Source organism: Salinimicrobium oceani (assembly GCF_012037645.1).
On the sequence record NZ_JAAVJR010000001.1, the window covers coordinates 555881 to 580680 of the forward strand.

Annotated in this window: 18 protein-coding genes and 1 pseudogene; 13 read left to right on the plus strand and 6 right to left on the minus strand. The window is 41.4% G+C overall.

Going from position 1 to position 24800, the window contains the following annotated elements; all coding sequences use genetic code 11:
- Positions 1 to 360: 360 nt before the first annotated feature.
- The 4 genes from HC175_RS02545 (at position 361) to HC175_RS02560 (ending at position 7237) form a co-directional block, all read left to right on the plus strand.
- Positions 361 to 915 carry an RNA polymerase sigma factor gene (locus tag HC175_RS02545; protein ID WP_168136926.1) on the plus strand — a complete coding sequence of 185 codons (555 nt, stop codon included), beginning with the start codon at positions 361 to 363 and terminating at the stop codon, positions 913 to 915.
- A gap of 142 nt (positions 916 to 1057) precedes the next feature.
- Positions 1058 to 2200, plus strand: coding sequence for a FecR family protein (locus tag HC175_RS02550; protein ID WP_168136927.1), 1143 nt, complete (start codon positions 1058 to 1060; stop codon positions 2198 to 2200).
- 82 nt (positions 2201 to 2282) lie between these two features.
- Entirely contained in the window at positions 2283 to 5675 is a 3393-nt protein-coding gene (locus HC175_RS02555; RefSeq protein ID WP_168136928.1) for a SusC/RagA family TonB-linked outer membrane protein, read from the plus strand.
- Between the two features lie 17 nt (positions 5676 to 5692).
- Positions 5693 to 7237 (plus strand): RagB/SusD family nutrient uptake outer membrane protein, encoded by a 1545-nt coding sequence (locus tag HC175_RS02560; protein ID WP_168136929.1) that lies wholly within the window; start codon positions 5693 to 5695, stop codon positions 7235 to 7237.
- Between the two features lie 245 nt (positions 7238 to 7482).
- On the opposite strand, the pseudogene hsdR reads toward HC175_RS02560, so the two are convergent.
- Both hsdR and HC175_RS02570 read right to left on the minus strand, forming a co-directional pair.
- Positions 7483 to 9726, minus strand: a pseudogene (gene hsdR / locus HC175_RS02565) (EcoAI/FtnUII family type I restriction enzme subunit R); the annotation flags it as partial.
- Complete coding sequence (locus HC175_RS02570) at positions 9710 to 11041, minus strand: class I SAM-dependent DNA methyltransferase (protein ID WP_168136931.1); 1332 nt, start codon at positions 11039 to 11041, stop codon at positions 9710 to 9712. The pseudogene hsdR and the gene HC175_RS02570, both read right to left, overlap by 17 nt.
- 376 nt (positions 11042 to 11417) lie before the next feature.
- On the opposite strand from HC175_RS02570, the gene HC175_RS02575 reads away from it, so the two are divergent.
- Both HC175_RS02575 and HC175_RS02580 read left to right on the plus strand, forming a co-directional pair.
- Positions 11418 to 11702, plus strand: coding sequence for a helix-turn-helix domain-containing protein (locus tag HC175_RS02575; RefSeq protein ID WP_168136932.1), 285 nt, complete (start codon positions 11418 to 11420; stop codon positions 11700 to 11702).
- A 43-nt stretch (positions 11703 to 11745) separates the two neighbouring features.
- On the plus strand, positions 11746 to 12108 hold the full coding sequence (locus HC175_RS02580) for a hypothetical protein (RefSeq protein ID WP_168136933.1): 363 nt from the start codon (positions 11746 to 11748) through the stop codon (positions 12106 to 12108).
- A gap of 8 nt (positions 12109 to 12116) precedes the next feature.
- Here HC175_RS02580 and HC175_RS02585 read toward each other — a convergent pair whose 3' ends face one another.
- The 4 genes from HC175_RS02585 to HC175_RS02600 form a co-directional block, all read right to left on the minus strand.
- Positions 12117 to 12335: a hypothetical protein gene (locus HC175_RS02585; RefSeq protein WP_168136934.1), complete on the minus strand. Its 219-nt coding sequence runs from the start codon at positions 12333 to 12335 to the stop codon at positions 12117 to 12119.
- Between the two features lie 33 nt (positions 12336 to 12368).
- Positions 12369 to 14753, minus strand: coding sequence for a penicillin-binding protein 1A (locus tag HC175_RS02590; protein ID WP_168136935.1), 2385 nt, complete (start codon positions 14751 to 14753; stop codon positions 12369 to 12371).
- 97 nt (positions 14754 to 14850) lie between these two features.
- Positions 14851 to 16938, minus strand: coding sequence for an amino acid carrier protein (locus HC175_RS02595; RefSeq protein ID WP_168136936.1), 2088 nt, complete (start codon positions 16936 to 16938; stop codon positions 14851 to 14853).
- Positions 16939 to 17131: 193 nt separating this feature from the next.
- Positions 17132 to 17647 carry a hypothetical protein gene (locus HC175_RS02600; RefSeq protein ID WP_168136937.1) on the minus strand — a complete coding sequence of 172 codons (516 nt, stop codon included), beginning with the start codon at positions 17645 to 17647 and terminating at the stop codon, positions 17132 to 17134.
- 414 nt (positions 17648 to 18061) lie between these two features.
- Here HC175_RS02600 and HC175_RS02605 point away from each other — a divergent pair, with 414 nt between their 5' ends.
- The 7 genes from HC175_RS02605 (at position 18062) to HC175_RS02635 (ending at position 24739) form a co-directional block, all read left to right on the plus strand.
- Complete coding sequence (locus HC175_RS02605; protein ID WP_168136938.1) at positions 18062 to 18523, plus strand: Lrp/AsnC family transcriptional regulator; 462 nt, start codon at positions 18062 to 18064, stop codon at positions 18521 to 18523.
- A gap of 112 nt (positions 18524 to 18635) precedes the next feature.
- Positions 18636 to 19733, plus strand: coding sequence for a sensor histidine kinase (locus HC175_RS02610; RefSeq protein WP_168137134.1), 1098 nt, complete (start codon positions 18636 to 18638; stop codon positions 19731 to 19733).
- Positions 19734 to 19735: 2 nt separating this feature from the next.
- Complete coding sequence (locus HC175_RS02615; RefSeq protein WP_168136939.1) at positions 19736 to 21061, plus strand: sigma-54-dependent transcriptional regulator; 1326 nt, start codon at positions 19736 to 19738, stop codon at positions 21059 to 21061.
- Positions 21062 to 21413: 352 nt separating this feature from the next.
- Positions 21414 to 22694 carry a Glu/Leu/Phe/Val family dehydrogenase gene (locus tag HC175_RS02620; protein ID WP_438865915.1) on the plus strand — a complete coding sequence of 427 codons (1281 nt, stop codon included), beginning with the start codon at positions 21414 to 21416 and terminating at the stop codon, positions 22692 to 22694.
- A 119-nt stretch (positions 22695 to 22813) separates the two neighbouring features.
- On the plus strand, positions 22814 to 23230 hold the full coding sequence (locus tag HC175_RS02625) for a GreA/GreB family elongation factor (RefSeq protein WP_168136941.1): 417 nt from the start codon (positions 22814 to 22816) through the stop codon (positions 23228 to 23230).
- Positions 23227 to 23640, plus strand: coding sequence for a hypothetical protein (locus HC175_RS02630; protein WP_168136942.1), 414 nt, complete (start codon positions 23227 to 23229; stop codon positions 23638 to 23640). The genes HC175_RS02625 and HC175_RS02630 overlap by 4 nt, the downstream gene beginning before the upstream one ends.
- A gap of 184 nt (positions 23641 to 23824) precedes the next feature.
- The gene (locus tag HC175_RS02635) at positions 23825 to 24739 is read left to right on the plus strand and encodes a pirin family protein (RefSeq protein ID WP_168136943.1); all 915 of its coding nucleotides are present in this window, start codon (positions 23825 to 23827) and stop codon (positions 24737 to 24739) included.
- The last annotated feature ends 61 nt before the right edge of the window (positions 24740 to 24800 follow it).

The following is a 24800-nucleotide window of genomic DNA, read 5'->3' on the forward strand; positions in this document are numbered from 1 at the left end:
GTACCGTTGTAATCGAGGAGATTTTTGGGCAGTATCTGGGAGGTTAATCCTGTTGAAGTGTTTTTCTTTTTAACGGAACTACAACCATAAATTAGGCTTGACCCAATAAGCAATAATAAAAGGGGGGTAAAAAAAATTTTATTCATAGCGCATAAAGATAAGATCCCCTATGTGGGAAGGTTATGCAAAATGAAAAAAATGGAAGTTAAAGATGCTCCTCCTGTGCAGAAGGATTTTGGACGCAACCAAATTACAAGAAAAAAATATACTAAACAAGAGGGTAGCAAACTGGAGTATAAAAAGTTTTAGGTAATGAAAATTTCTATATTTGTGACCTAAGCCTCTTATCCTGAATAAACTTTGAATCTGGAAATCCGCCAAATTATTAATAGGAATCAAAAAGCTTTTCAGCGGCTTTTTGAATTGCTATATCCCGGTCTGGTGGAGTATGCCTATAGGTTTCTTTACGATAGAGCGGCAAGTGAGGATCTAGTGCAGGAGGTGTTCGTCGACCTTTGGGAAAATGCGGCTTCTTATGAAATTCATACCACAATCAAGGGATACCTCTACAGCACGGTACGCAACCGCTGCCTTAACCAATTAAAATCCCTTAAAATAACCGACCGGGACGCAATTTTAGATATTACCGCCTCTCTTTGTTCTCCAGATTCTATAGAGCTGGTAGAGCAACAGGAGAAGGAAGCTATGACGCGGAAGGCAGAAATTATTTTAGAAAATTTGCCGCAAAAAATGCGAAAAATCTTCAGTTTAAAGGTGATAGAAGGCTACTCTTATGCCGAGATCGCTGAAGAGATGGATGTTACAGTAAATACTGTGAAAACCCAACTTAAACGTGCCAGACTTAAAATTACCCAACTGAATGAATTGCTTATTCTCTTCTTTAGCCAGAGGTAAATTAACTCACCTGTCACCGGCTATTATAGGCCGAATTCTTGACTTTTTGTTCTAAATCAAAATTTATTTTACAAATAAATAAGTTTTTTGTCACCCGAAAACGATTTCTTATTGTCATATAATTAAACACCTAAATTTTTTCATGGAATTCCAGACCCTCCTTAAAAAACTTGATAATAAGCTTAACCCTGCCGAAGAAAGAGAATTTCGGGAGTGGTTTGAGGCTTCTCAAAAACATCGAGATTATTATCAACGTGTTGAGATGGAGTTCCAAAAAGAGCATTTTCGGGTCCCTTCTACAAATAAAGCCTGGGAAAAAATGAATAGGCGACTATTTCCTACCAAACGCAGAAATTATCGCTGGGCCCTGGCAGCTGCTGCCATTTTGGTCGTGTTGCTTAGCATTCCTTTTTTCACCGCGGATTTTATGTCTACAGAAGTGCAAGTGACCAGTACCCCTTCTGCTGAAGAGCAGGAAAAAGGAGTATTGCTTATAGATGAATCCGGACAACAACAGCTAATGAGTGAAGGAGCCGCAATAACAGGTGGGTATTACAACGCTAACAGCCATTCTCTGATAATTAAAGAGCCTGCTGCTTCAGATAAGGAAAAAAATGTATCCGAAGAAATAAAAATGAACACGGTAGTGGTACCCAGGGGAATTCAATTTTCTGTAGTACTGGCAGACGGATCTAAAGTCTGGTTAAACTCTGATACTAAAATATCATTCCCCTCGAGCTTCAAGGGGCAAAAAAGTCGGTTCGTTAGAATTGAATATGGAGAGGCTTATTTTGAAATCACATCCAGTAAACAAAATAGTGGACAAAAATTTATAGTGCAAAACAAGGAGCAGGAAATTGAAGTATTGGGCACAAAATTTAATGTAAATGCTTATCCCGATAAAGCCAGCCTGGCTACTACCCTGGTGGAAGGTTCGGTAAAAATTTCTTTGAGTAAAATGTCGGTAAAATTGAAGCCCGGCCAACAATCTCTGGTTTCTAAAGAAAATTTGGAGGTTCAACATGTAAATGTTTGGAAGTATATATCATGGACTCAAGGAAAGTATGCATTTAATAATGAGCCATTAGATGAAATTATGCAGGTAGTAGGCCGATGGTATGACGTGGAGGTAAATTTTGAGCAGCCAGCCCTGCGTGAATTGCGATTCAATGGAGTGCTAAATAAAAATCAACAGCTGGAACAACTTTTAGAAATCTTTAAAAACACTAATAAAGCAAATTTTGAATTAAATGGAAGCTCCATAAAAGTTATGGACAAAAATTAAGGGAACGGGATTTAGACCTGGACAATTTAAACCTCCATTCCCCTTTATTAATTAATCTGAATAATTAACAAGTTGTAAATTTATGAAAACTAAATTACTTGATGCGAATGATCGCAAAAAACGGATAGCTCCGTTCTATTTAAAATTATTTTTACTCCTGTTCTGTATCAATAGTTATGCTCTTGAAAATAATGTTGCTTTTCAGGCAGCCAAAATAAAAATTGAAAAGGATCAAAGTATGACTGTAGAAGAAACCTTTGACCTTATTCAGCAACAAACCGACTACAGCTTTGTATTTCCGGCTAATGCTTTTGCAAAAGCTCCCAAAGTGACTGTGCAAAAAGGTGAAATTTTTCTGAAAGACCTTCTTCAAAAAAGCCTGACCAATACGAGTTACACCTATGAAATAACAGATAAACAAACTATTCTGCTAAAGGAAAAATCCACCGACACTCCTGTTTCCAAAAAGGAAGTCCAGCAAAATGTATCTGGTACGGTGACAGATGAAAAAGGTATGCCCTTACCTGGGGTAAATGTGTACGTGGAAGGTACAACAACGGGTACCCAAACAGATTTTGATGGGAACTATTCTTTAGAAGTAAGGCCCGAAGATGTATTGGTGTTCCAATATTTAGGTTTTACAACTCAAAAAGTCACAGTAGGTGATCAAGAAATAATTAATGTGGTTTTAAAAGAAGAACTGGAAGGTCTTGATGAGGTCGTTGTAGTAGGGTACGGTACGCAAAAGAAAAGCGATGTGACCGGAGCCATAAGTACCGTCAAAAGTGAGGAGCTCAACAGGGTCGTTTCTACAAATCCACTGGACGGGATGCAGGGGCGCGTTTCGGGAGTTAATGTTACTAATTCCTCTGGGAGTCCCGGCGCAGCACCTGAAGTTTCAATTAGAGGCTTTGGTACATTCGGTAATAATGAGCCACTGTACATTGTAGATGGCGTGCAGGCAGATCCATATTTTATTGACAGTAATAACATTGAGTCGATAGAAATTCTAAAAGATGCAGCTTCGGGAGCAATTTATGGAACCAGGGCCGCTAACGGGGTGGTAATAATCACCACCAAAAAAGGGAAGAAGGGTCTGCCACAGGTAGATGTGGAATCCTCCTACAGCTTTAACTCTCCGCGGGAAGAGATGAATCTCTTAAACGCCTCAGAATATGTAGAGGTACACCGTCAAATGTATGAAAATGCAGGAATGGAAATTCCAGGATATGTACAGAATCCTCCAAATGTCGATACAGATTGGATTGATCAAACACATAGAGATGGCTACCTGCTTAATAGTAATGTTAGAGTAAGTGGCGGAGCAGAAAATGTCACTTATAGCATCGCCGGGAACATGGCTGAAGAAGAAGGAGTGTTATTAGGTTCCCAATTTACTAAAAAAGGTATTTCCTCAAATTTAAACCTTTCCAAAGGCAAACTAGAGGTTAGCACCAGTCTTAATTATAATGAAACTTATAAAGAAGATTATAAGTTTTCAATTAGGGAAACCTATTTTATTTCTCCGCTCATACCGGTTTTTGATGAGAGCAAGGAATCAGGTTATGGGTACAGAACCGGAGACATTCCCGATCATAGAAATCCTATTGGAGAAGATAACTTTATAGATGGACATACTCGTCTAAAGTATTTTCTGGGAAGCGCCAATATTTCTTATGAAGTTATTGACGGATTAACAGCCAGAGCCGGTTATTCTCTCTCAAATTTACAGGATTATACATACGAATTTCACCAGCCATTTAGGGTAAGGGATGTGCAGGATATTGCGCAGCGAGAATTTGCTTTCATATCCGAATATAATTCCACTTCCAGAAGGCTTAATCAGGAATACACGCTTAACTATAAATTAGATCTTGATCAACACAGTTTTGATCTTTTGGCCGGTTATCAACGGATCAAGGAGCCTCTAAAATGGACCTATGCGCAAGCTGAAGGTTATAAGACGGATGAGAATGGAAACAAAATTCCCGCTATTATTCTTGACCCCAGTTTTAATACTCTTAATGCTTTTAGCGACGGCACCTATTCTGCTAGCGGAACAAATGCTACATATGCGCTGGCGTCCCAATTTGGACGTCTTAACTATTCCTTTATGGATAGATATCTCTTACAGGCAAGTCTTCGTCGGGACGGTAGTTCTAAGTTTGGAGAAAACAACAAATACGGCTATTTTCCATCTTTTGCTCTAGGTTGGAAGATTACCGATGAATCTTTTATGCAGAGACAGGAAATTTTTGATTTCCTAAAAATTCGATATAGCTGGGGTCAAGCGGGGAACGATAGTGCTTTAGGTTATTATGACTATATCCCTCTTATCTCACAGGGTAAAAGCTACTATGATGGCGGTTATGTTTTTGGAATGCCGCAAACCTCTTATATTGGAAGTATTGCAAGAGATCTGGAGAATCCCGACCTCAAATGGGAAACTAACACTTCCTCTAACTTTGGTCTGGATTTTCGCTCCCTTCAAAACAGATTAACCGGTTCAGTAAACTATTACAAAAGCACAACTGAAGATTTATTAATTATAAGAGAAGTACCTCCTTCGGCCGGAGTAAATAATCCTGTAGTGAATGTAGGAGAATTTGAAAACAAAGGATTTGAATTTGAACTGCAGTACCGTAATAACGATCATGCGGTGAACTACTCGGCTGCTGCAACTTTTACTACTATTAATAGCGAGGTGACCAAGTTAAGCAATGAGGACCAGGTACTTTACGGTATCGGCTTACTCTTTGGATCGGATCATTTTGTAAATCAGACCAAAGTTGGCTTTGAACCCGGAGCTTTCTTTCTTCCGGTAGCCGATGGTATCTTTCAGAACGAGGCAGAAGTGACTGCACATAGCGTAAATGGAAATTTAATACAACCTAATGCAGCACCGGGTGATATTCGCTTTCTAGATCAAAATGACGATGGAGTAATCAACGAGAAAGACGAAATTTATGCGGGAACTGCAATACCTAAATATGAATACAGCTTGAACCTGTCTGCAGATTATTCCGGTTTTGATATTACAGTATTCTTTCAAGGTGCAGGTGGGAACAAAATCTATAATGGTAATGATTTTAGATTATTAAGTCTGGACACAGGAAGAAACTTTCGTTCAGAAAGCCTTAATGCCTGGACCCCCACGAATACCAATACCGAAATTCCACGAGCTGTATTAAATGACCCAAACCGAAATAACCGTGCTTCTACAAGATTTTTGGAAGATGGCGATTATTTGCGGGTGAAGACGATTCAAATTGGATATAGTGTACCTGAAGCTGGACTTGAAAACCTATTTATCGATAATTTAAGATTGTTTGCGACTGCGCAAAACTATTTCACGTTCACCAATTATTCAGGTCTTGATCCTGAGGTGGGGGGAGCTATACTTTCAAGAGGAATTGACAGCAATCTTTATCCAAAATACAAATCTTTGATTGGCGGAATTCAGCTTAAATTTTAATTTAAAAAATTAAGAAAATGAAGAAACTAATAAAACTTACAATACTTCCATTATTGGTGCTAACAGTATTTTCCTGTTCGGAAGAAGAATTTTTAGATGAAAAATCTCCGGACCAGTTAACTTCTCAGAACTTTTGGAGGAATGCCGATGATGCCCGATCTGGTTTGGTAGCCGCATATTCCGAATTGGAGGCTCGCAGCAATTTTTGGAATGGCTGGCAGGAAGGACGTCCCGTAGTTGATTATTTCCGTTCAGATTATGTCTTGCCGGGTCCCGACGCCTCTAATTACTCGCATTGGATGTCAATATATAATTTTAATTATACCGATGGTCATATCTTTTTGGACGTGCTATGGGAAACCAACTATAAGGGAATAAACTTTGCCAACCAGGTAATTTCCAATGTAGGAAAGATGACTGCAGAACAAATTTCTGAAGCTGAGAAAGAAAGAATAATAGGAGAAGCCACCTTTCTGCGGGGCTACTATCATTTTAGATTGCTTACCCTATATGAGCAAATCATTACCCGAACAGAGACTATAAATAATGAAAATACAAACAAACCATTGAGTACCCGTAGTGAAACTTGGGAGCTTATACTTAACGATTTCAAAACTGCTTCAGAAATGTTGGATTTCGAAGTTTCCTCCGAAAATCTCGGACATGCAAATAAAGGCGCGGCCCTGAGTTATCTTGGGAAAGCTTATTTATTTAAAGCTGGTGATGAAAGTTCTTCTGAAGCCGGAGATTACGAAAATGCCGCTGCCGCTTTTCAACAGGTGATAGACAGTGGGATTTACAACCTGGAACCGGACTTTGAAAGCCTCTTTAATGGGGAAAACGAAAACAACCAGGAAAGCATCTTTGAACTTCAGTTTAAAAGCGCCGATGCCAGTTCTAATAATTATACCCGCCTTCATGCATTTGTTGCAGACTGGGCCATAGGGGGCTGGGGAGGAATTGAAGCCAATTATGATCTGGTAGAGGAAATGAAACAGGAAGGAAAGATTGCCGAAAATGACCTTTATGACAATCGCCTGTATGCTACCTTATACTTTGATGATCCTTATTTTAATGATCCCGCAACTAATAGAATGGAAGGAAGTACCTGGGATGAATTAATAGCAGAAACATATGGTTCTGCCGATGCCAAAGATAATAGTGCTTATTTCAGAAAATGGTTGCCGGTGTATGTATATAACAACGGATATGTGGGTGTAAACGTGGTATTAATGCGTTATGCAGATGTATTGCTTATGCAGGCAGAAGCTTTAAATGAACTCGGAAAATCTTCTGAAGCAATGGCACTAATTAATGAAGTTCGTGCGGTTCATGGCAACATGCCCGCCCTTAATCTTAGCGGACAGGAAGAAATATTTCAGCAAATAATCCATGAACGTACTATGGAACTAACGCTTGAATCTACCAGGTTTTACGATCTACGTCGATGGGATTTATTAGAAGCAGAGCTGCACGAAAAAGGCAGAACTGGTTTTAATGCAGATGACCATGCTTATTTTCCTGTTCCACTCTCAGAAAAACAGACTAATACGGAGATTTAAGTCAAGCCAAAAATTTCTTCAGGAACGCCCGTAAATCACTTTTTACGGGCGTTTCATGTTTTAAAAGACTTATAAAAATTATTTAAGGACTTGATCCGGAAAGGAAAAATATCCCCCACCCTTGGCTACACTCGAGATGAAAGACACGTAAGTTTTTCTGATTTAATCTTAAAGAATTAAGTCAAAAAGCGAGAAAACAAACTTGATAAAATTTTAATTGATTTAGGTTCAATTAAAATTTTGACTTAAGCCGAACTCCCAACCCTCTGCCCATACAAATGCTGCTGAAATCCAATAAAGGTGTTCCGAATGCTCGGGATATCTCCCAATTTAGCCTTAGCATCTGCAAGGGCGTGATATTTTAATACAAGCAAGTCTCCCAGTTGGGAATCATCCAGTTGCTCAAAGCCTGAAGCTACGTATTGATCCAGGACAAAATTCAGGAACTCCTGTTGTGCCGGGTTATAATCATCCAGAAGAACCTTAGCTCTTTCTGCACGTTTTATACGCGGTACGAGGTCTCTGTGGTAAGCAATATAGGCGAGTACATCAAAAAGGTCACTGTCCTCTCCATACACCACTTTTTTCAGGTCTTCCAGCTGGGCTGCCGAGTAACCTTTATCTGAAAGCTCTTCCAATAGTTTTCGCCTGGTACCCGGAACACTCCATAGCTGCCTTAACTCCTCCTCATTTTTAAAAAGAGATGGTAGCTCCCCAAAAAGGTTCATCACAAATTTCTCTACAGAAATAGGCTTCCCATCCGGACTCCAGAAAGAAGTTTTCACCATACTATCAAATTCCCGCACCTTGTGGTCGGCAAGTTTCACTTTGATCAGGTATTTTGGCGGAGTTTCACACACGCAGGGATCATTACTGCAATCATTACAGGCATAATCCTCAGCTCCTTCACATATACACGGCTTCTGTCCACATTCCTGACATACCTGGGCTTTTTTTCGTGGTTTCGCCGGTTCCGGTTCCAAAGGTTCCCCATCCCATTCCGGATCCTGAAAATGCTCGTGGGCTTTTACAAAATCATAAATGGTGAAATGATCCTTGTCCTGATAAAGTCGAGTACCTCTACCTACAATTTGCTTGAACTCCACCATTGACTTTACCGGCCTAAGCAGGACGATGTTCTTAACTTCCGGGGCATCAACACCTGTACTGAGCTTTTTTGAAGTCGTGAGCACTGTCGGAATGATTTTCTCGTTGTCCTGAAAATCCCTGAGATGTTGTTCCCCCCTACCACTGTCGTCGGCAGTTACTCTATGGCAATAGTTTGGGTTGGTGCTGCTCGAGTACTGATTAATTAAATCCCGAATCGCAGCTGCGTGTATTTGGGTAGCGCAGAAAATAAGTGTTTTCTGATTCTGGTTGATCATCTGCATCAACAGCTTCACCCTGAACTCTTCCCGCTCCCTAATTTCAATGATGCGGTTGAATTCCGCTTCGGTGTATTTTCTTCCCTGCTCCACTTCACCGGTTTCTACATCGTCGTCCTCCGTATAGACGTATTCATCTATGGTGGTGCTGATCTCCTTTACCTTAAAAGGTGTTAGAAAACCATCATTTATTCCTTGTTTCAGGGAATAGCTATACACAGGTTCTCCGAAATATTTATAGGTATCTCCATTCACATCCCGCTTGGGTGTAGCAGTGAGACCCAGCTGAACCGCAGGTTTAAAATATTCCAGAATTGCCCTCCAGGTGCTTTCATCTTTTGCACCTCCCCGGTGGCACTCATCAATGATAATGAAGTCAAAAAAATTCGGTTCGTATTCTCCAAAGTATGGAGAATGGTCGGGGCCACTCATAAAGCTCTGGAAAATGGTAAAAAAGATGCTCCCGTTGGTGGGTACCTTACCTTTCTTTTTAATATCTGCCGGAGTGATTCTTACCAGCGCTTCTTCCTCAAAAGCTCCAAAAGAATTGAAAGCCTGATCGGCCAGAATATTTCTGTCTGCCAAAAAGAGGATCCTGGGGCTTCGCTTTCCGTCTTTTTGGAGGTTCCACCTTGCCTGAAATAATTTCCATGCGATCTGGAACGAGATTGCAGTCTTTCCTGTTCCCGTTGCCAGGGTCAACAAGATCCTGTCTTTTCCTTCTGAAATTGCTTCTAAAGTCTTTGTAATGGCATTGTCCTGATAGTAGCGTGGTTGCCAGGTGCCGCCACGATCTTCAAAAGGAACGTTGAAAAGCCGCTCCCGCCATTCATTTTTATTCGGAAAGGTTCTATCCCACAGCTCATCCGGTGTCGGAAAACCGGCGACATCACTCTCCTGCGCCAATTTCATATCGATCCCGTAGTGTTTTAATCCATTGGTGGAATAGGTATATCTAATCTGCAGCCGCTCCGCATAATCCTTTGCCTGCCCTACTCCGGCGGTGTAGTATTCATCCCTGGCTTTGGCTTCCACCACTGCCAGATATCTATTCTTGTACTGAAGCACATAATCTGCCTTTAAAGGTTTAGCCCGTCGTCCCTGAATTAAGGTCACTCACTGAAATATTCCACGACTGCTCCGTTTCCGGCTTTTCCTTCTGCAGTTTTACAAACTTTTCAAGGTCCTTATCATTGAGCGGATTAGTTTTCCCCATATTCCTTCCCGGGTCCAGTTGATAATACCAGATATTTCGGGTAGGCTCTCCTTTCTCGAAGAACAACACCACTGTTTTCACTCCGGCCCCGAGAAAAGTTCCGCTGGGCATATCTAAAATAGTATGCAGGTTACAAGTCTCTAAAAGGTGTTTCCGTAGAGCAATTGCAGCATTGTCAGTATTGCTTAAAAAGGTGTTTTTTATGACTATAGCTGCGCGTCCACCTGCTTTAAGGCTTTTAATGAAATGCTGCAGAAAGAGAAATGCTGTTTCTCCTGTTTTAATTGGAAAATTTTGCTGTACCTCCTTCCGTTCCTTTCCACCAAAGGGAGGATTGGCAAGAATTACGTTGTAACGATCCTTTTCCTGAATGTCATTCAGGTTCTGGGAAAGCGTGTTGATATGGACAATATTGGGTGCTTCGATCCCGTGAAGGATCATATTCATCACTCCTATGACGTACGCAAGGTTCTTCTTTTCTTTTCCGTAGAAGGTGTTCTCCTGGAGCGTACGGAAGTTTTTGACATTGCGCTCCATGCGGTTGTACATGTACTCGTAAGCTTCACACAAGAAGCCTGCAGAACCTACAGCACCATCATAAACCGTTTCTCCTATCTGCGGGTCCACCACATTAATCATGGCTCTAATAAGAGGTCTTGGTGTATAATACTGGCCACCATTACGGCCAGCATTTCCCATATTCTTGATCTTTGTCTCGTATAGGTGACTTAATTCGTGCTTGTCCTCTGAAGAATGAAATGGTAAGCCATCTGCCAATTCAATAATCTCTCCCAGATTATACCCGCTCTGGATCTTATTTTTAAGTTCGCTGAAGATCTCTCCTATTTTGTACTCAATAGTCTTCGGGTTCTCTTTGGCTTTTTCTTTAAAATCGGCCAGGTAAGGGAATAACTCATAATCCACAAATTGCACCAGCTCCGGTCCTCTTAAGGCTGCATTTCGATCAAGGTTTCCAGCAGCGTCCTTGGGCATGGCCCAGGTACCCCAGCGGTATTTTTCATCTATAATAAATTCATAATCTTTTCCTTCCAGAGCAGCCTCATCGGCTTTGTCTTTTTCCAGATCATCAAGGTATCTCAGGAATAGCACCCAGGAAGTCTGGCCTATATAATCTAATTCACTATCGGCTCCTGAATCTTTGTACAGGATATCATCAATGTTTTTAAACGTCTGTTCGAACATGTATTTTGGTAATTATTTTTTAGCCTCTGCTCACATTTCACACGTCAGGTGCTCAGGAACAAAGGCTGTTTCTTCTTCAGGTAGGGTATTGGTAAAAATACACAATTGTTAAAGAAAACCAAATAGGTAAAAGAAAGGGTGCTGGAAGAATATTGATGCGGTTGGCCTTGAAGGTAAATACAGTTGGAGGAGCGGTTGGATGATTGGTTAATAACCGTTGCACTTGCTGTTGTAGGTTTACATTCTTCCCGTTGCACCAGAGCCGTTGACGCCGTTGCACCCGGTTGAAGAGGTTGGTAATTAGATGGTTTTAATGCAATGCGTTAATAAAAAGGCAGTTGCCGCCGTTGATGTTTGAAACGTAAAATTATATGCTATGGAAAATTCGGTTTTAATTGAAAAAATTACACAGGCACAATTAATAGATTTTATAAATCAGGCAGTACAAAATCAATTTGAGGAGCTTAAACAGGAGCTGCACAAAGTGAGAGATCAGGAAGAATTATTAACTCGAAAAGAAGCAGCAAATCTTTTAAAAATAGATAGCTCCACGCTCTGGCACTGGACGAAGAAGGGCAAACTACCTTCTTACGGAATTGGAAATAGAGTTTACTATAAAAGGAGCGAAATTGTGGAGAGCCTGGTTAAGTTTAGACATTAAGAGTAATGGATTATTTCCTAATTTTGGAAATAATCCATTAAAAATGTTATACCAGTCCCTTTTAAGAGAAGTACAGCAGCAAAATATACAGCCTCAGCCTGAGATCCAGGAGAGCCTTAAAGGAGTTGATTTCGATTATTTCTTCACCGGAAAACGTGAGGGTACAGGAGGCGCTATAGAGCTTCATATCACCTCAATCGTTACCGACTGGGCAACCAATACTTATTCCCGCCAAAGCATCTACCGGGGCCACAAGGAGAAATGGAAAGAGTGCATAAAGAAGCACATCATATATCATTTGCAGAGTCTAAACGTGGACGCGGGAATAATTCGCAGTATGATGAGATATTTTGAAGTTGATGAAGAAAAGTATAGGAGCTGGGAGAGGTATTTTTCCAAGAAGTGAAATAGTCCCTATAGTTGACCGTTTAGCTCCGGAATATCTCTCATTTTTCCATTTTCCTGCTTGCCCAAAATAACTACTTCCTTACTTTCTTTATATTCATCAATTGCCAATAGCAGTTGATCCATGGTATCCCTTCGAATCTTAATACCAGATTTTTGGTTTCTATTTCTTACCTCAATGTAATAACCATCTCTCAGGTCTTTCGGTTTTGTGGAAGGTCTTCCCATAAATCATAATTTTAAACAGTTTAAATTTCTATACTAATTTACAAGCCTTTCCTTGAAATCACCCTGATTTTGGAACATAAAAAAGTAAAAATCAAGTTCAGCAGGCAGCTCCTGAAATTCATTTTCGACTTCCTGTCGAAAGGTATCACAATCAGTGGCAATTGATACACTGTCCGGTCGTTTAAAATTGCCGCTGGAAATATTCAGATTTTCATCAGCATAAACGTTTTTCATATAAATCCCCCAAATGGGTAGTGCCATAGTGGCCCCCTGCCCGTAGGCAATGCCGGGGAAATGTACAGACCGGTCTTCAGCACCTACCCAGACTCCGGTGACAAGGTTAAGCACCATTCCAATGAACCAGCCATCACTTTGATTTTGGGTGGTTCCGGTTTTTCCGGCAATGGGATTCTCAAACTCGTATGGGTAACCCGTCATTGCTCTTTTGTACAGGGGGACATCTGTCGCCCAATTGCCGCGCAAACGGGTGCCGGATCCTGATTGGGTTACGCCTTCCAATAAATTAACAATGGTATAAGCAGTTTCTTTGCTTAAAACATCCCTGGTTTTTGGCACATTTTGATATAAAACAGTACCATACTTGTCCTCAATTCTATTTACAACCACCGGCTCTACATGTATGCCTTCATTGGCGAAAGCACTAAAGGCCGAAACCATTTCATAGACACTTATCTCGGCAGATCCCAAAGCAATGGACGGCGCCGGAGGAATATTTTCTGTGTTTATACCAAGTTTCCTGAGCAAATCAATTACTGGGATGGTTCCTGTTCGATCTATGAGTCGGGCGGTGACGGTGTTGACGGATTTTGCAAGTGCATTTTTAAGGCTAATCATTCCGCTGTAGTCGTTCCCACTGTTTTTCGGGGTCCAGTCCTTCTCAATTCCATGGGTTCCTGCTTCAATGGTATGCCTGCTTTTCGGCATTTTATAGCAAGGAGACAAGTGCAGCTGATCTATGGCTGTGGCATACACAAAGGGTTTAAAGGTTGATCCTACCTGCCTCGTTCCCTGTTTTACAAGGTCATATTTAAAATGTTTAAAATCAATGCCTCCTACCCATGCTTTCACTTCTCCTGTTTGAGGGGTCATCGACATCATTCCTGACTGGAGAAAAGACTTATAATAGAGAATGGAATCCCGGGGAGTCATGACGGTATCCTTCCGCTTATTTTCTGCCCAGGTAAACACCGTCATCTCGGTCTCCACGTCAAAAGAATTCTTGATTTCTTCAGTAGATTTTCCCTGATTGGATAAAATTCGCCACCTCTCAGACCTCCTCATGGCATTGTTAACTATGCTATTCTTTTCTTCCGCAGTTATATCTCTAAAAGGTGCCGTCCTGTTGGATTTGTTCTGCCTGTCAAACTCCTTTTGAAGATTTGAAAGATGTGCGTCTACCGCTTCTTCTGCGTACTGTTGCATTTTTGAGTCGATGCTGGTATATACCCTGAGGCCATCACGATAGATATCGTAATTTTCACCGGTAGGCTTAGGATTTTCCTTTATCCACTCCAGCAGAAACTTTTGGAGATATACTCTAAAATAAGTTGCAATACCTTCATCGTGATCCTGCGGAGAGTAGTTTGTTACCAACGGAAGTTGCTGTAGGGAATCTTTTTCCGCGACTGTTAAATAATTGTTCCTCTCCATCTGGCCCAGCACAACATTTCTTCTTCGGAAGGCATTGTTTTTAAACTCCTCCTTCATCGGATTAAAATAGCTGGGATTCTTAAGCATAGCAGTCAGAACTGCCGCTTCTTCAGTCTTGAGGTCTTTAGGCTCTTTTCCTAAATATATTTTGGATGCCGAACGAATACCCACAGCCTGATAAATAAAGTCATACTTGTTGAGATACATTGTAAGAATCTCTTCCTTGGTGTATTGCCTTTCCAGGCGTGTAGCTATGATCCACTCCTTTACCTTCTGAAGGATCCTTTCAAAGGTGTTACCGGAAACATTTTCCGTAAACAATAGCTTGGCCAACTGCTGAGAAATGGTACTTGCCCCACCCTTACGACCTAAATAAACAGCTGCCCTTAAGGTGCCTTTAGCATCAATCCCCGCATGATTATAATACCGTTCATCCTCTGTGGCCACAATGGCATTGATAAGATTTTGCGGCAGGTCTTCATATTTCACCGGAGTGCGATTTTCCTTGTAGTATTTACCCAGGGTTTCACCGTCTGAAGAAAAAATTTCAGTGGCCAGATTTACTTCCGGATTTTCCAATTCCTCAAAAGTCGGCATAGGACCAAAAGCTCCCCGGGCCGCCATTAGAAAGATTAGAAGCACAAAAAGAATTCCGGCCGCGAACAGGGACCAAAACCAAATAATATAGCGGCGAAAGTGAAGATTTTTTCCTACTTTATTTTCGGCTTCTGAATTTGATTTTTCCATGCTGGCGCTGTTTTAATACTGTTTAATCCATTTTTTGACTACTGAAGTTTCGCCAACCTTTAGCTTCTTTTTGAATAATAAAATGTTGTGTTCTCTTCTAAGCGGCTTTCGAGTTGGGCTCTTCTCTTTGCACTTTAAAAAGTTTTCCTGTCTTTAATTTTCGGTTGTATTCTTTCAGATCCCTTTTAACTTCTCCCGAAAGGATATAGAGACCTATAATATTTGGAAAGGACATAGTTAGTATCAACATATCAGAAAAGGCCAATACTGCTCCCAAACCAACCGAAGCTCCTATTACCACAAAAACCAGAAAAATGACCTTATATAAAAGCTCGATTTTTTCACTTTTCCCGAAGAGATAGGTCCAGGCGCGCATTCCGTAGTAAGACCAGGAGATCATTGTAGAAAAGGCAAACAGGAAGACCACCAAAGACAATAGATAAGGGAACCAGGAAATTACACTTGCAAAGGCATTAGAAGTCAGCTGCACGCCACCTACACCCTGAACTTCGTGCATCCCGGTAAAGATCAGCACCAGGGCAGTGAGTGTACAAATCACTACAGTATCTATAAAAGGCTCAAGTAAAGCGACATAACCTTCAGACGGCGGATGGTTGGTCTTTCCGGCACTATGCGCTATCGCGGCCGAACCTACACCTGATTCGCTGGAAAAGGCTGCCCTTTGGAATCCTACGATCATCACCCCAATTATACCACCCTTGAGCGCGGTAGCATTAAAAGCTCCGTCATAAATAGCTGTAAGAGCAGGGCCGAGATTTTCTATGTTTACACCTATCACAATAAAAGCGGCGACTACATAAACAGCAGCCATGACAGGCACCACGCGACCTGTAACTTTCCCTATACTTTCAATTCCTCCAATAATCACAGCTCCCACAAGAGCTGCCAGAGCGAGGCCAAACCAGAACCCCTGTCCTTCAAGAAAGGAAAATTGGCTGGCGAGGATCTCGAAAGACTGGTTAGACTGGAACATATTGCCTCCTCCCAAGGTAGCTCCTATACACAAGAGAGCAAAAAGCCCGGCGAGCACTTTCCCGAGGCCTTTCATATTCCTTTTCTCAAGCCCGTAACGCAGATAATTCATGGGCCCACCAAAGATTTTCCCGTTCGAATGTATGTCACGGTACTTCAAGCCGAGGGTACACTCTACAAATTTGGAAGCCATCCCCAACAGGCCGGCAATGATCATCCAAAAAGTAGCCCCGGCCCCACCTAAAGATATCGCTATTGCTACCCCCGCAATATTCCCGAGCCCAACAGTGGCCGACACTGCTGTTGCCATAGTCTGGAAATGGGATATTTTTCCGGGAGCATCGGGTTCATCATATTTCCCCCTGGCCAGTTCTATAGAATGTTTAAAACCTTTAAAATTGATAAATCCCATTTTTACCGTAAAAAAAGCCGCTCCAAAAATGAACCAGATAACAATGAACGGTATGGGGTGAGTTAAAGGGTCTCCGTTAGGATGAGTGAGTATGACCGGCTCATCGTATTCGATTTCTGCAAAATGGTGTGCGCCCACTGCAATAACATCCTCCTTATTTTTTGAGTTGTAGATCTCGCCGCTCTCTTCGATGAGGTGGTGAATTTTCCCATCGGCATTTGCGTAGGCATTGATCTGTCCGTTTTGCTGAGATTCAACTACTGCGATGAGATCACCTTCCTCCACTTGCTCTCCTTCTCGAACCTTCCATTCCTTTAGCACATATCGATCCTCCACAGCATTATTCCAATGAGGGATGGGAACATTTTGTTTTTCGCTATAGATTTTTGGATCGTACAGCCCAAATGAGGTAAAAGGATCCCAAAAGAGAAAAGCCGACATTGTCTCAACCAGGGGCACAAAGGCGCCGTTAAAATGTTCTGTAATGGCTTTGACTTTCACTTCAAAGGATTGTCTTGAAGACACGCCCCGGCTGTCTGTAATTAAAACCTCGTATGGAATTCCTTCGGTAAGACCTTCTGCCCGGGGTGACGTAAGAGCGGTATTTTGATCAGACCATTTGTAAGTATATGGAGGCTCCCCACCCGATACTTCCAGCTCTATAAAGCCATTATTAATAACATTAGATACATTTCCAGTTTTTGCTTTTACATCCAGTTCCTGCGCATTTGTAAACGCAATACAAAAGAGCAGGAAGGCTGAAAGTATAGACTTTCTCATATACATGAGGTTTTTTAATTTGATTTTGTTCAATGGTGGAATTTGTAAAGAGTTTTTCCCTTTTCAAAAAAGAGCTGAATTTACTGGTAAAGCTGAAGAAGCTGCCCGACGGGACATATTGCTTCTTGTTCCCAAAAAAGCCGGAAATGTTAAAGATTTATAGTTTTAAATATTGCAGCAATTGGGCACAGAATCACATCTTATAGAATTCTTCTTCGGTTTGATCCAATTGTCCTTTGGTAAGAACATACTTACCATCGTTTAAATGCACCCAACCTACAGGGTGTGGCTGAAAAGCCTGAATAAAGGCCTGGGAAATTTCAGAAGAGCAGTAGTCACCGCAGTCAAATAGGATCTTTTCCAGGTTAAATAGATCAAACGCCTTGTTGATACTTGTCTCCAACAAAACCTGCAAATCCTCTGGTGCGATAACTTCTCGTTCTTTTATTTTAAAATGAATAACAGCTTCTCTATTTCTTTTTTCCTGAAGCAGCGCAAATCCCACTGTCCTTTTATCTTTTAGCCATACCAGGTACTTTTCTTTGTTCTTCTTTTGCAAGGGGCTGGTTTGCCATAAATCAAGGACAAGATCTTTTGTAAGCCATTGAGCATTTTCTGAATTGTCCCTGATTGAAATTTCATCAAGTATTCCATCAACAGAAAATTCCTTCACCTCCAATAATTTTTTATTTTCTTTCAACACAGCCATATCTTCTTGTTTTTATTCCCTTAGTCTTAGACTTCCGGAATAGTTATTTATCTATTCACCTAATAATTTCTTTAAGTTCTTTTCTTTTGAAACAACTTCTTGATTATCTGTTTTTTATACGTACAAATATACATCATAGAGTGTTTTGTATGAAATCTGATCCTTAGATATGAAAATTATCCCGATTTAATAATATAAAGCTGTACTTATTTCAAAATAACAAGCCCGATAATAGGATATTTCGGAAAAAGTCCTGAAAAATCTCTCAGCAGTTTTATTTTTGTACAGAAATAGTTCAGGTTTATAAATCATTTTACACCTTAAAATCAAATTCCCTGTATATTATTCAGATTAGGCACTGGTATTTCGTAAATTGTTCGAATATGAATTAATGAACTTTACAAAAACTCTTCAATGGAAAAATTAAGTCCACAGGATAAAAAATTACTCCGTATTCTTCAGGAAAATTCAAAATTTGACATTACAGATCTCACTCAGAGACTGAACATGTCCCGAACTTCTGTATATGAGCGGATCAAGAGACTGGAAAGTGAAGGCTACATAAAAAAATACGCGGCAATTATTGACGAGAAGAAAGTAGGTCTCAATTTTACAGTCATTGTGAACGTCCAGCTCGAAAGTCAGCAGTTCGAAGTCACAGAAGAATTTGCCAGACAGGTAAGGGAGCTCGGTGAAGTAATGCAGGCCTACGTCATAAGCGGAGTTTATGATATAGTCCTGAAAGTAGTGGTAAAGGATCCTGAAGAGTTTAATAATTTCGTTGTTAAAAAGCTTTCGGTAATTCCGCAGATTAGCAAAATTCAAAGTTCGTTTGTGATGAGTTATATAAAACAATCAACAGAATTGCCTTTTTAATCAACAGAATATTTGGAAATCGTCGGCTCTGCTTTCCTGGCTCCCGTTCTCGATTCTTTTGGCTCAGCAGTCTTCAAAAATAGATTTATCTTTGAGCTTTAATACCTATCTCATGCCTTTAATAACTTCCACTAAAGAAGAACTCCAGGAAAGGATCAAAGAACTGAGCTGTCTCTATGAAGTCTCTTCCCTGCTAAGACAGCATAGTGGAAATAATAAAAACACATTGCGAAAGATTGCCGGAGTCCTCAAGGAGGCATGGAGATTTCCAGAGGAGGCAGTGGTGCAGATCAAGTTAGATTCATTTGAATATTCTACGGAAAAAGCGCCGAAGAATGGCATTTTTCAGGAAGCAGAATTTTCAGTCTTTGATGAAGAAAGAGGTAGGCTTAGAATCTTTTATCCTGCTCCGCAATTCAGCCAGAAACATTTCTTGCCTGAAGAGCAGAAACTCCTGGAAAAAGTAGCAGATGAAATTGCTTCTTTTTACGAAAAGCAGCTTCGGCTGGAACATGAGGAGTTGTTGAGAAGATCTGTTCAACGCAACGACCGGCTGGCCATTTTAGGTGAGATTACTGCGGGTATCGCCCACGAACTTAATACGCCTATGGGTAATATCTTAGGTTTTGCTGAATTAATAGAAGAGCGGGCCGAAAGCGAACAGACCAAACAGGATATTTCCAGGATCATCAAAGCAGCTATTTTTTCCAGGGAAGTGGTGAAAAAGCTCATGTTTTTTGCCTGTGAAATGCCGCAGAGAATGGAAGTCATTGAGGTCAAACCTATAGTGGAACAAACTCTTTCGCTGTTGAAACAAAATTTCAAAAAAGCGCAGGTAACTTACAGTCTGGAGATGCCACAGGAGGAGCTCAAAGCGCAGCTTGACCCCATTCAGCTTACCCAGGTGCTTTTTAACCTCCTGATCAATGCATTGTATTTCGCGCCCGAAAATTCCAATATCAAAGTAAAAATCTTCATGCAGGAACCGAACTTTATCATAGAAATAGCCGACATGGGTCCGGGAATAAAAGCTACAGACCGCAGCAAAATTTTTGAACCATTTTTCACTACCAAGCCTACAGGAGAGGGATCTGGTCTTGGCCTGAGCGTGGTGCACGGGATAGTAAAAAGCCATAAAGGAAAGATCCTTACTTTCAATAATGAGCCCAAAGGAACCGTCTTCCAAATCCAGCTTCCTTTAAAAATGTAATTATGGCCCTGCAAAAAGAGAATATCCTAATAGTAGATGATGATTATGACATGTTGGAATTGTTGCAGCGCAACCTTACCAATCTAAATTTTCACACCTATAAAGCAGCATCTGTTACAGAGGCCATAGATATCCTGAAGCTTAGCAATATTGACCTGTTGATCACCGATCTCCAAATGCCCGGCATTAATGGCATAGAGCTCATAAAATATGTGGATGAGCATTTTCCTGAGATTCCTAAACTCGTGATTACCGGTTTTCCCTCACTTCATGGTGCAGTGAACGCACTGCGTATGGGTGCATTGGATTACCTCGTAAAACCTTTCACCCGGGAAGAGTTAAAAAATGCAGTCGAAAAATCCTTATTGGAAGCCAGGCCGCGGAAAAAGCCTTCAGAAAAGTCGGCCAAACCTGAAGCCTATGCAGGTATGATCGGGACTTCAGAGGCATTTGAAGAAATGGTGGACATTATTGAGCGCGTAAAGAACAACCGGGCCACCATTTTGATCCAGGGGGAAAGCGGAACCGGAAAGGAACTTGTTGCTAGGGCCATTCATTACAAAGGAGCTTTTGCCGGAAATCCATTTATCGCTGTAAACTGTGGTGCTATCCCGGAAAATCTGCTGGAATCTGAACTTTTTGGACATGTTAAAGGCGCCTTTACCGGTGCCGGGGAATCGAGAAAAGGCTTTTTCCAGGCTGCCGCAGGAGGCACCATTTTCCTGGATGAAATAGGAACAGCTCCCGCAAACGTGCAAACTAGTTTGCTTCGGGTGCTTCAGGAAAAGGAAGTGCGCATGATAGGTGCTCAAAAATCAGAAAAAATTCAGGTTCGGGTGATTGCCGCCACCAACAGCAATTTGTATAAGATGACCGAAAAAGGCACTTTTAGAAAGGATCTTTATTACCGTCTTAATGTGGTAAACATCAACACGCCGCCATTAAGGGAGCGAAAAGCAGATATCCCGCCGCTGGTGCAGAATTTCATCAGGCAATATGGAGTTGAATATCAAAAACCGCATACAGGAATATCAGAAAAGGCAATACAGTTACTTACGCGACATTCCTGGCCCGGGAACATCCGAGAGCTGGAAAATGTAGTGCAGCGGGCGGTGATCTTATGCGAGCGGGATATCGAAGTACAACACCTTCCGGAAGAGATAAAATTTCCTGAGCCTACAGCTCCCGAAGACAACCTGCTTAGACCTCTAAAAGAAGTAGAAAGAGCTCATATCCTGAAAGTTTTAGCTTCCGTAGATAACAATAAGACCAAAGCTTCAGAAATCCTTCAGATCGACCGAAAAACGCTTCGGCAAAAGCTAAAATAGAACCGGTACATTTCTCTACGACCGGGGAGTTTCTCCCCACTTCCCTTTTTCCTTTAAATATATTTTTCAATTTCAAGTAGCTGATAATGAGACGTTATTGAAGTAAATAATTTATTCCGGTATTAATGGGCATGCCTGTTGTCTAAAAGAGGTCGAACATAAAAACAGAGAAAGAACTATGGCCTTTATGAAAAATCAACCGGTTGGTGCAGAGGTGCCAAGACCGAAAGGAATACGCGTGAATTTACCAAATGACCTGCTAAAAAGCCTGTGTTTTAATTGTGACAACAGGTCGCACTGCAACTATGTTGAAAAAAGAAAAACCTATTGCGAACTTTTTGAATAAGAAATGATGATTACAAAACTTGAAGAGAAGAAGCAAAGTATGTATGATACTGTGCTCAACCAGTTTGAAAAAACTGCCGACCTCATTGGTCTGAATCCAAACATAAAGAAGATCCTTAGCCTTACTAACAATGAGATCATAGTACATTTTCCGGTGAAAATGGACAATGGTAAAGTTGAGATTTTTACAGGTTACCGCGTGCAACACAACAACGCGCTGGGGCCGTATAAAGGCGGATTGCGCTATCATCCAACCGTGGATGTTGACGCCGCAAAAGCATTGGCTATGTGGATGACCTGGAAAACTTCCCTTGCCGGTTTACCTTATGGGGGTGCAAAAGGAGGGATCCAGATCGACCCCCGAAATTACAGCCTTGGAGAATTAGAAAGGATCACCCGCCGCTTTACCTACGCTTTAGGTGAAAATATTGGTCCTGAGCATGACATCCCTGCACCCGATGTAAATACCAACGCCCAGACCATGGCCTGGATCGCAGACACCTATATGTCCACAAAATCCCCTTCAGAAAGATCTCAGAATCAGCACGTGGTAACGGGAAAGCCTGTCGGTTCCGGCGGATTGGAAGGACGTGATCGTGCCACCGGTTTTGGGGTATATCACACTATTAAATTGCTTCACCGGTCTCGTGGAGAGACCCTGGAGGGAAAAACTTTTATTGTGCAGGGTTTCGGGAATGTGGGTTATTGGGCTTCAAAATTTTTAGTTGAAGATGGCGCTATATTACTTGCCGTACAGGACGCCCATGCCACTCTATATAATGCTGAAGGTATTTCGGTACCACACCTACTCGAACACTCCAGCCCCCGAAAAGGTTCTATTAAAGGGTTTGAGGGTGCGAAGGAAATAGATCCTGATGAATTCTTCGGATTGGAATGTGACATTTTGATCCCTGCAGCACTTGGCAACCAGATCACCGAAGAAAACGCCTTTAAAATAAAAGCTACTGTAGTTGCTGAAGGCGCTAACGGCCCTACCAATCCTGAAGGGGAAGAAGTTTTGCTAAGTAGAGGCATCACTGTTATTCCGGATATTTTATGCAACTCGGGTGGCGTAATTGGCAGCTATTTCGAATGGTTGCAAAACCGCAACGGGGAACTATGGCAAATGGATGAGGTGCTTGAAAAACTGGAGAAAAAACTAACGCAGGTCTTTAAGAACGTAGAAGGCGCAGTGAAGGAAAAAAATACAGATTGGCGTACTGCCGCTTATATTATTGCCATTTCCCGAATTGAACTGGCGTACAATCAAAGAGGGATCTTCCCTTAAAAAATAACTTCCGGAAATCCCTTTTTTGGAAGGTAAGGATCCGGAAAAAAAGCAAGTCTGATCCCGCCCATGTGTGGGATCAGTTCTTTTTAAAAAGACAGGAATATAATATTCAGCTTATGAAATATGGAGAATTAATTATCGAAAAAAAGGAATTTGAACTGCTTAGGCAGATCATTTCCATGTCCCAAAACTACAGGGACAAATCCTACCGCATTTCCATTGAGAAATTGCTCACTGAGATGGCCAGAGCCAAGGTGGTGAGTAATGCTAAGATGCCTAATGATGTAGTAAGGCTTAACTCGGTAGTTGCTTTTTCCCTGCCGGGGAACCTGCAGCGAAACTACCGCCTTGTGACGCCGGAGATGAGCAACTTAAAAGAGAACAGGATCTCAATTTTGGCACCTATGGGCCTGGCCCTTTTCGGATACGCGAAAGGAGATGAAGTAGAATGGCAGTTTCCAGGGGGAACTAATAAAATAAAAATCATGGATGTCATTCAGCATCCGCAAACGATTAAAAAGAGCGCATCATGAAAGAACACGTACAGGAACATCATAATGATTTAGAGCTAATTCGACTGGAAATGATACCCGAATGTGAGCGATGGCTGGAAAAGACGGATTTTATCAATAGAGAGATCAATTTCTTTAGAATGCTGTTGTTTCACAACTTTATGGCAAAGATTAATCCCAACGTGGAAGCATCCAAGATGCTGCTGAAGCAACTGGATGACCTGCAGGACACCAACACTTCACATTTAAAGGCAATCAGGCAATTCAGGAATAAATTGGAAGGCCTACGAGAGTGCGATGATGTAGCCTGTGAAAATTTATATCTTGGGGAGTACTTAAATTTTAAGGAAACTCTATATGAACATCTTGAGGATGTGCAGAAGGTAAAATCTCTGTTGTATAATTATTTTGGAAAAGGCCTGGAAAAATAATGATTTAATTATTGGTATCACCTATTGTGTAGAGAAGAGGGTTTAGTTAAAAGGCTGAACCCTTTTATTATTTGATTTTGCAAAAGAAAAGATATTCAGTAGCAACACATATCTTCCAGCAGGAAAATTCCACAAATGCTTGGGATTTAATTTATTATTATCTTTACACCAGGACAAAAAATCTATGGTCAAAATAGTTATTGACGCAAGACAGGCTTCTCTGGGTGAGGGAATGCAGGTAAAACGAATCCTTCCCTTCAGAAAGCAAAGAATGGTCGGTCCTTTTATCTTCATGGATCACGGGGGACCGGTACCACTACGTCCAGACATTAAAAAATCTCTGGATGTGCTGCCTCATCCGCACATTGGCCTCTCCACGGTAAGTTATCTATTTAGCGGGAAGCTGGTGCATCGGGACAGCCTGGGGGTAAAACAGGTGATAAAACCCGGAGAAGTGAATTGGATGACCGCCGGGAGCGGGATTTCTCACTCCGAACGTTTTGAAGACCCGGGAGTTCTTGCTGAAAATTCTCTGGAATTGATCCAGACCTGGGTGGCCCTGCCCGAAAAATTCGAAGAATCAGCTCCATCTTTTACAAATTACCAGCCTGAAAAGCTACCAGTTTTTACAGATAAAGGAGTATGGATGCGCCTTATCGCCGGAGATGCTTACGGACTTGGCAATGACGTCAGCACCCATTCTCCCTTATTCTATCTTCATGTAAAACTGGAAAAAGATGCCCATTTCGGTTTACCCGAAAAACATAGCGAAAGAGGGATCTATATCGCAAAAGGAAAACTTGAAATTGCCGGTATAACTTATTCCGCAGGACAAATGCTGGTTTTTGATCCCAAAGTAGATCCCGTTATCACAGCCAAAGAAACTGCAGATCTTATGATCCTTGGAGGCGAACCTTTAGGAGAGCGTTATATATGGTGGAACTTCGTGTCCTCCCGGAAAGAGCGGATAGAACAAGCCAAGGAAGACTGGAAGCAGGGCAGGATACTTCTACCTCCCACAGATGATGAGGAGTTCATTCCTTTACCCGAGAATCCTTTTAAACCAAAATCCACCCCTCCCCCGGAACCACTTTCATAAAATAAAATTCCATTAAATTTATATCCTGGATAGGCGTCTCGAAACTGCTGAAGAATTTCGA

Bases quoted from the DNA above. Each gene is read 5' to 3' on its own strand.
- HC175_RS02630 (WP_168136942.1), top strand. From the start codon at position 23,227: ATGAAAGAACACGTACAGGAACATCATAATGATTTAGAGCTAATTCGA.
- HC175_RS02585 (WP_168136934.1), bottom strand. From the start codon at position 12,335: ATGGGAAGACCTTCCACAAAACCGAAAGACCTGAGAGATGGTTATTAC.
- HC175_RS02595 (WP_168136936.1), bottom strand. From the start codon at position 16,938: ATGAGAAAGTCTATACTTTCAGCCTTCCTGCTCTTTTGTATTGCGTTT.
- HC175_RS02615 (WP_168136939.1), top strand. From the start codon at position 19,736: ATGGCCCTGCAAAAAGAGAATATCCTAATAGTAGATGATGATTATGAC.
- HC175_RS02560 (WP_168136929.1), top strand. From the start codon at position 5,693: ATGAAGAAACTAATAAAACTTACAATACTTCCATTATTGGTGCTAACA.
- HC175_RS02570 (WP_168136931.1), bottom strand. From the start codon at position 11,041: ATGTTCGAACAGACGTTTAAAAACATTGATGATATCCTGTACAAAGAT.
- HC175_RS02605 (WP_168136938.1), top strand. From the start codon at position 18,062: ATGGAAAAATTAAGTCCACAGGATAAAAAATTACTCCGTATTCTTCAG.
- HC175_RS02550 (WP_168136927.1), top strand. From the start codon at position 1,058: ATGGAATTCCAGACCCTCCTTAAAAAACTTGATAATAAGCTTAACCCT.
- HC175_RS02600 (WP_168136937.1), bottom strand. From the start codon at position 17,647: ATGGCTGTGTTGAAAGAAAATAAAAAATTATTGGAGGTGAAGGAATTT.
- HC175_RS02635 (WP_168136943.1), top strand. From the start codon at position 23,825: ATGGTCAAAATAGTTATTGACGCAAGACAGGCTTCTCTGGGTGAGGGA.
- HC175_RS02575 (WP_168136932.1), top strand. From the start codon at position 11,418: ATGGAAAATTCGGTTTTAATTGAAAAAATTACACAGGCACAATTAATA.
- HC175_RS02580 (WP_168136933.1), top strand. From the start codon at position 11,746: ATGTTATACCAGTCCCTTTTAAGAGAAGTACAGCAGCAAAATATACAG.
- HC175_RS02620 (WP_438865915.1), top strand. From the start codon at position 21,414: ATGATTACAAAACTTGAAGAGAAGAAGCAAAGTATGTATGATACTGTG.
- HC175_RS02590 (WP_168136935.1), bottom strand. From the start codon at position 14,753: ATGGAAAAATCAAATTCAGAAGCCGAAAATAAAGTAGGAAAAAATCTT.
- HC175_RS02610 (WP_168137134.1), top strand. From the start codon at position 18,636: ATGCCTTTAATAACTTCCACTAAAGAAGAACTCCAGGAAAGGATCAAA.
- HC175_RS02555 (WP_168136928.1), top strand. From the start codon at position 2,283: ATGAAAACTAAATTACTTGATGCGAATGATCGCAAAAAACGGATAGCT.
- HC175_RS02625 (WP_168136941.1), top strand. From the start codon at position 22,814: ATGAAATATGGAGAATTAATTATCGAAAAAAAGGAATTTGAACTGCTT.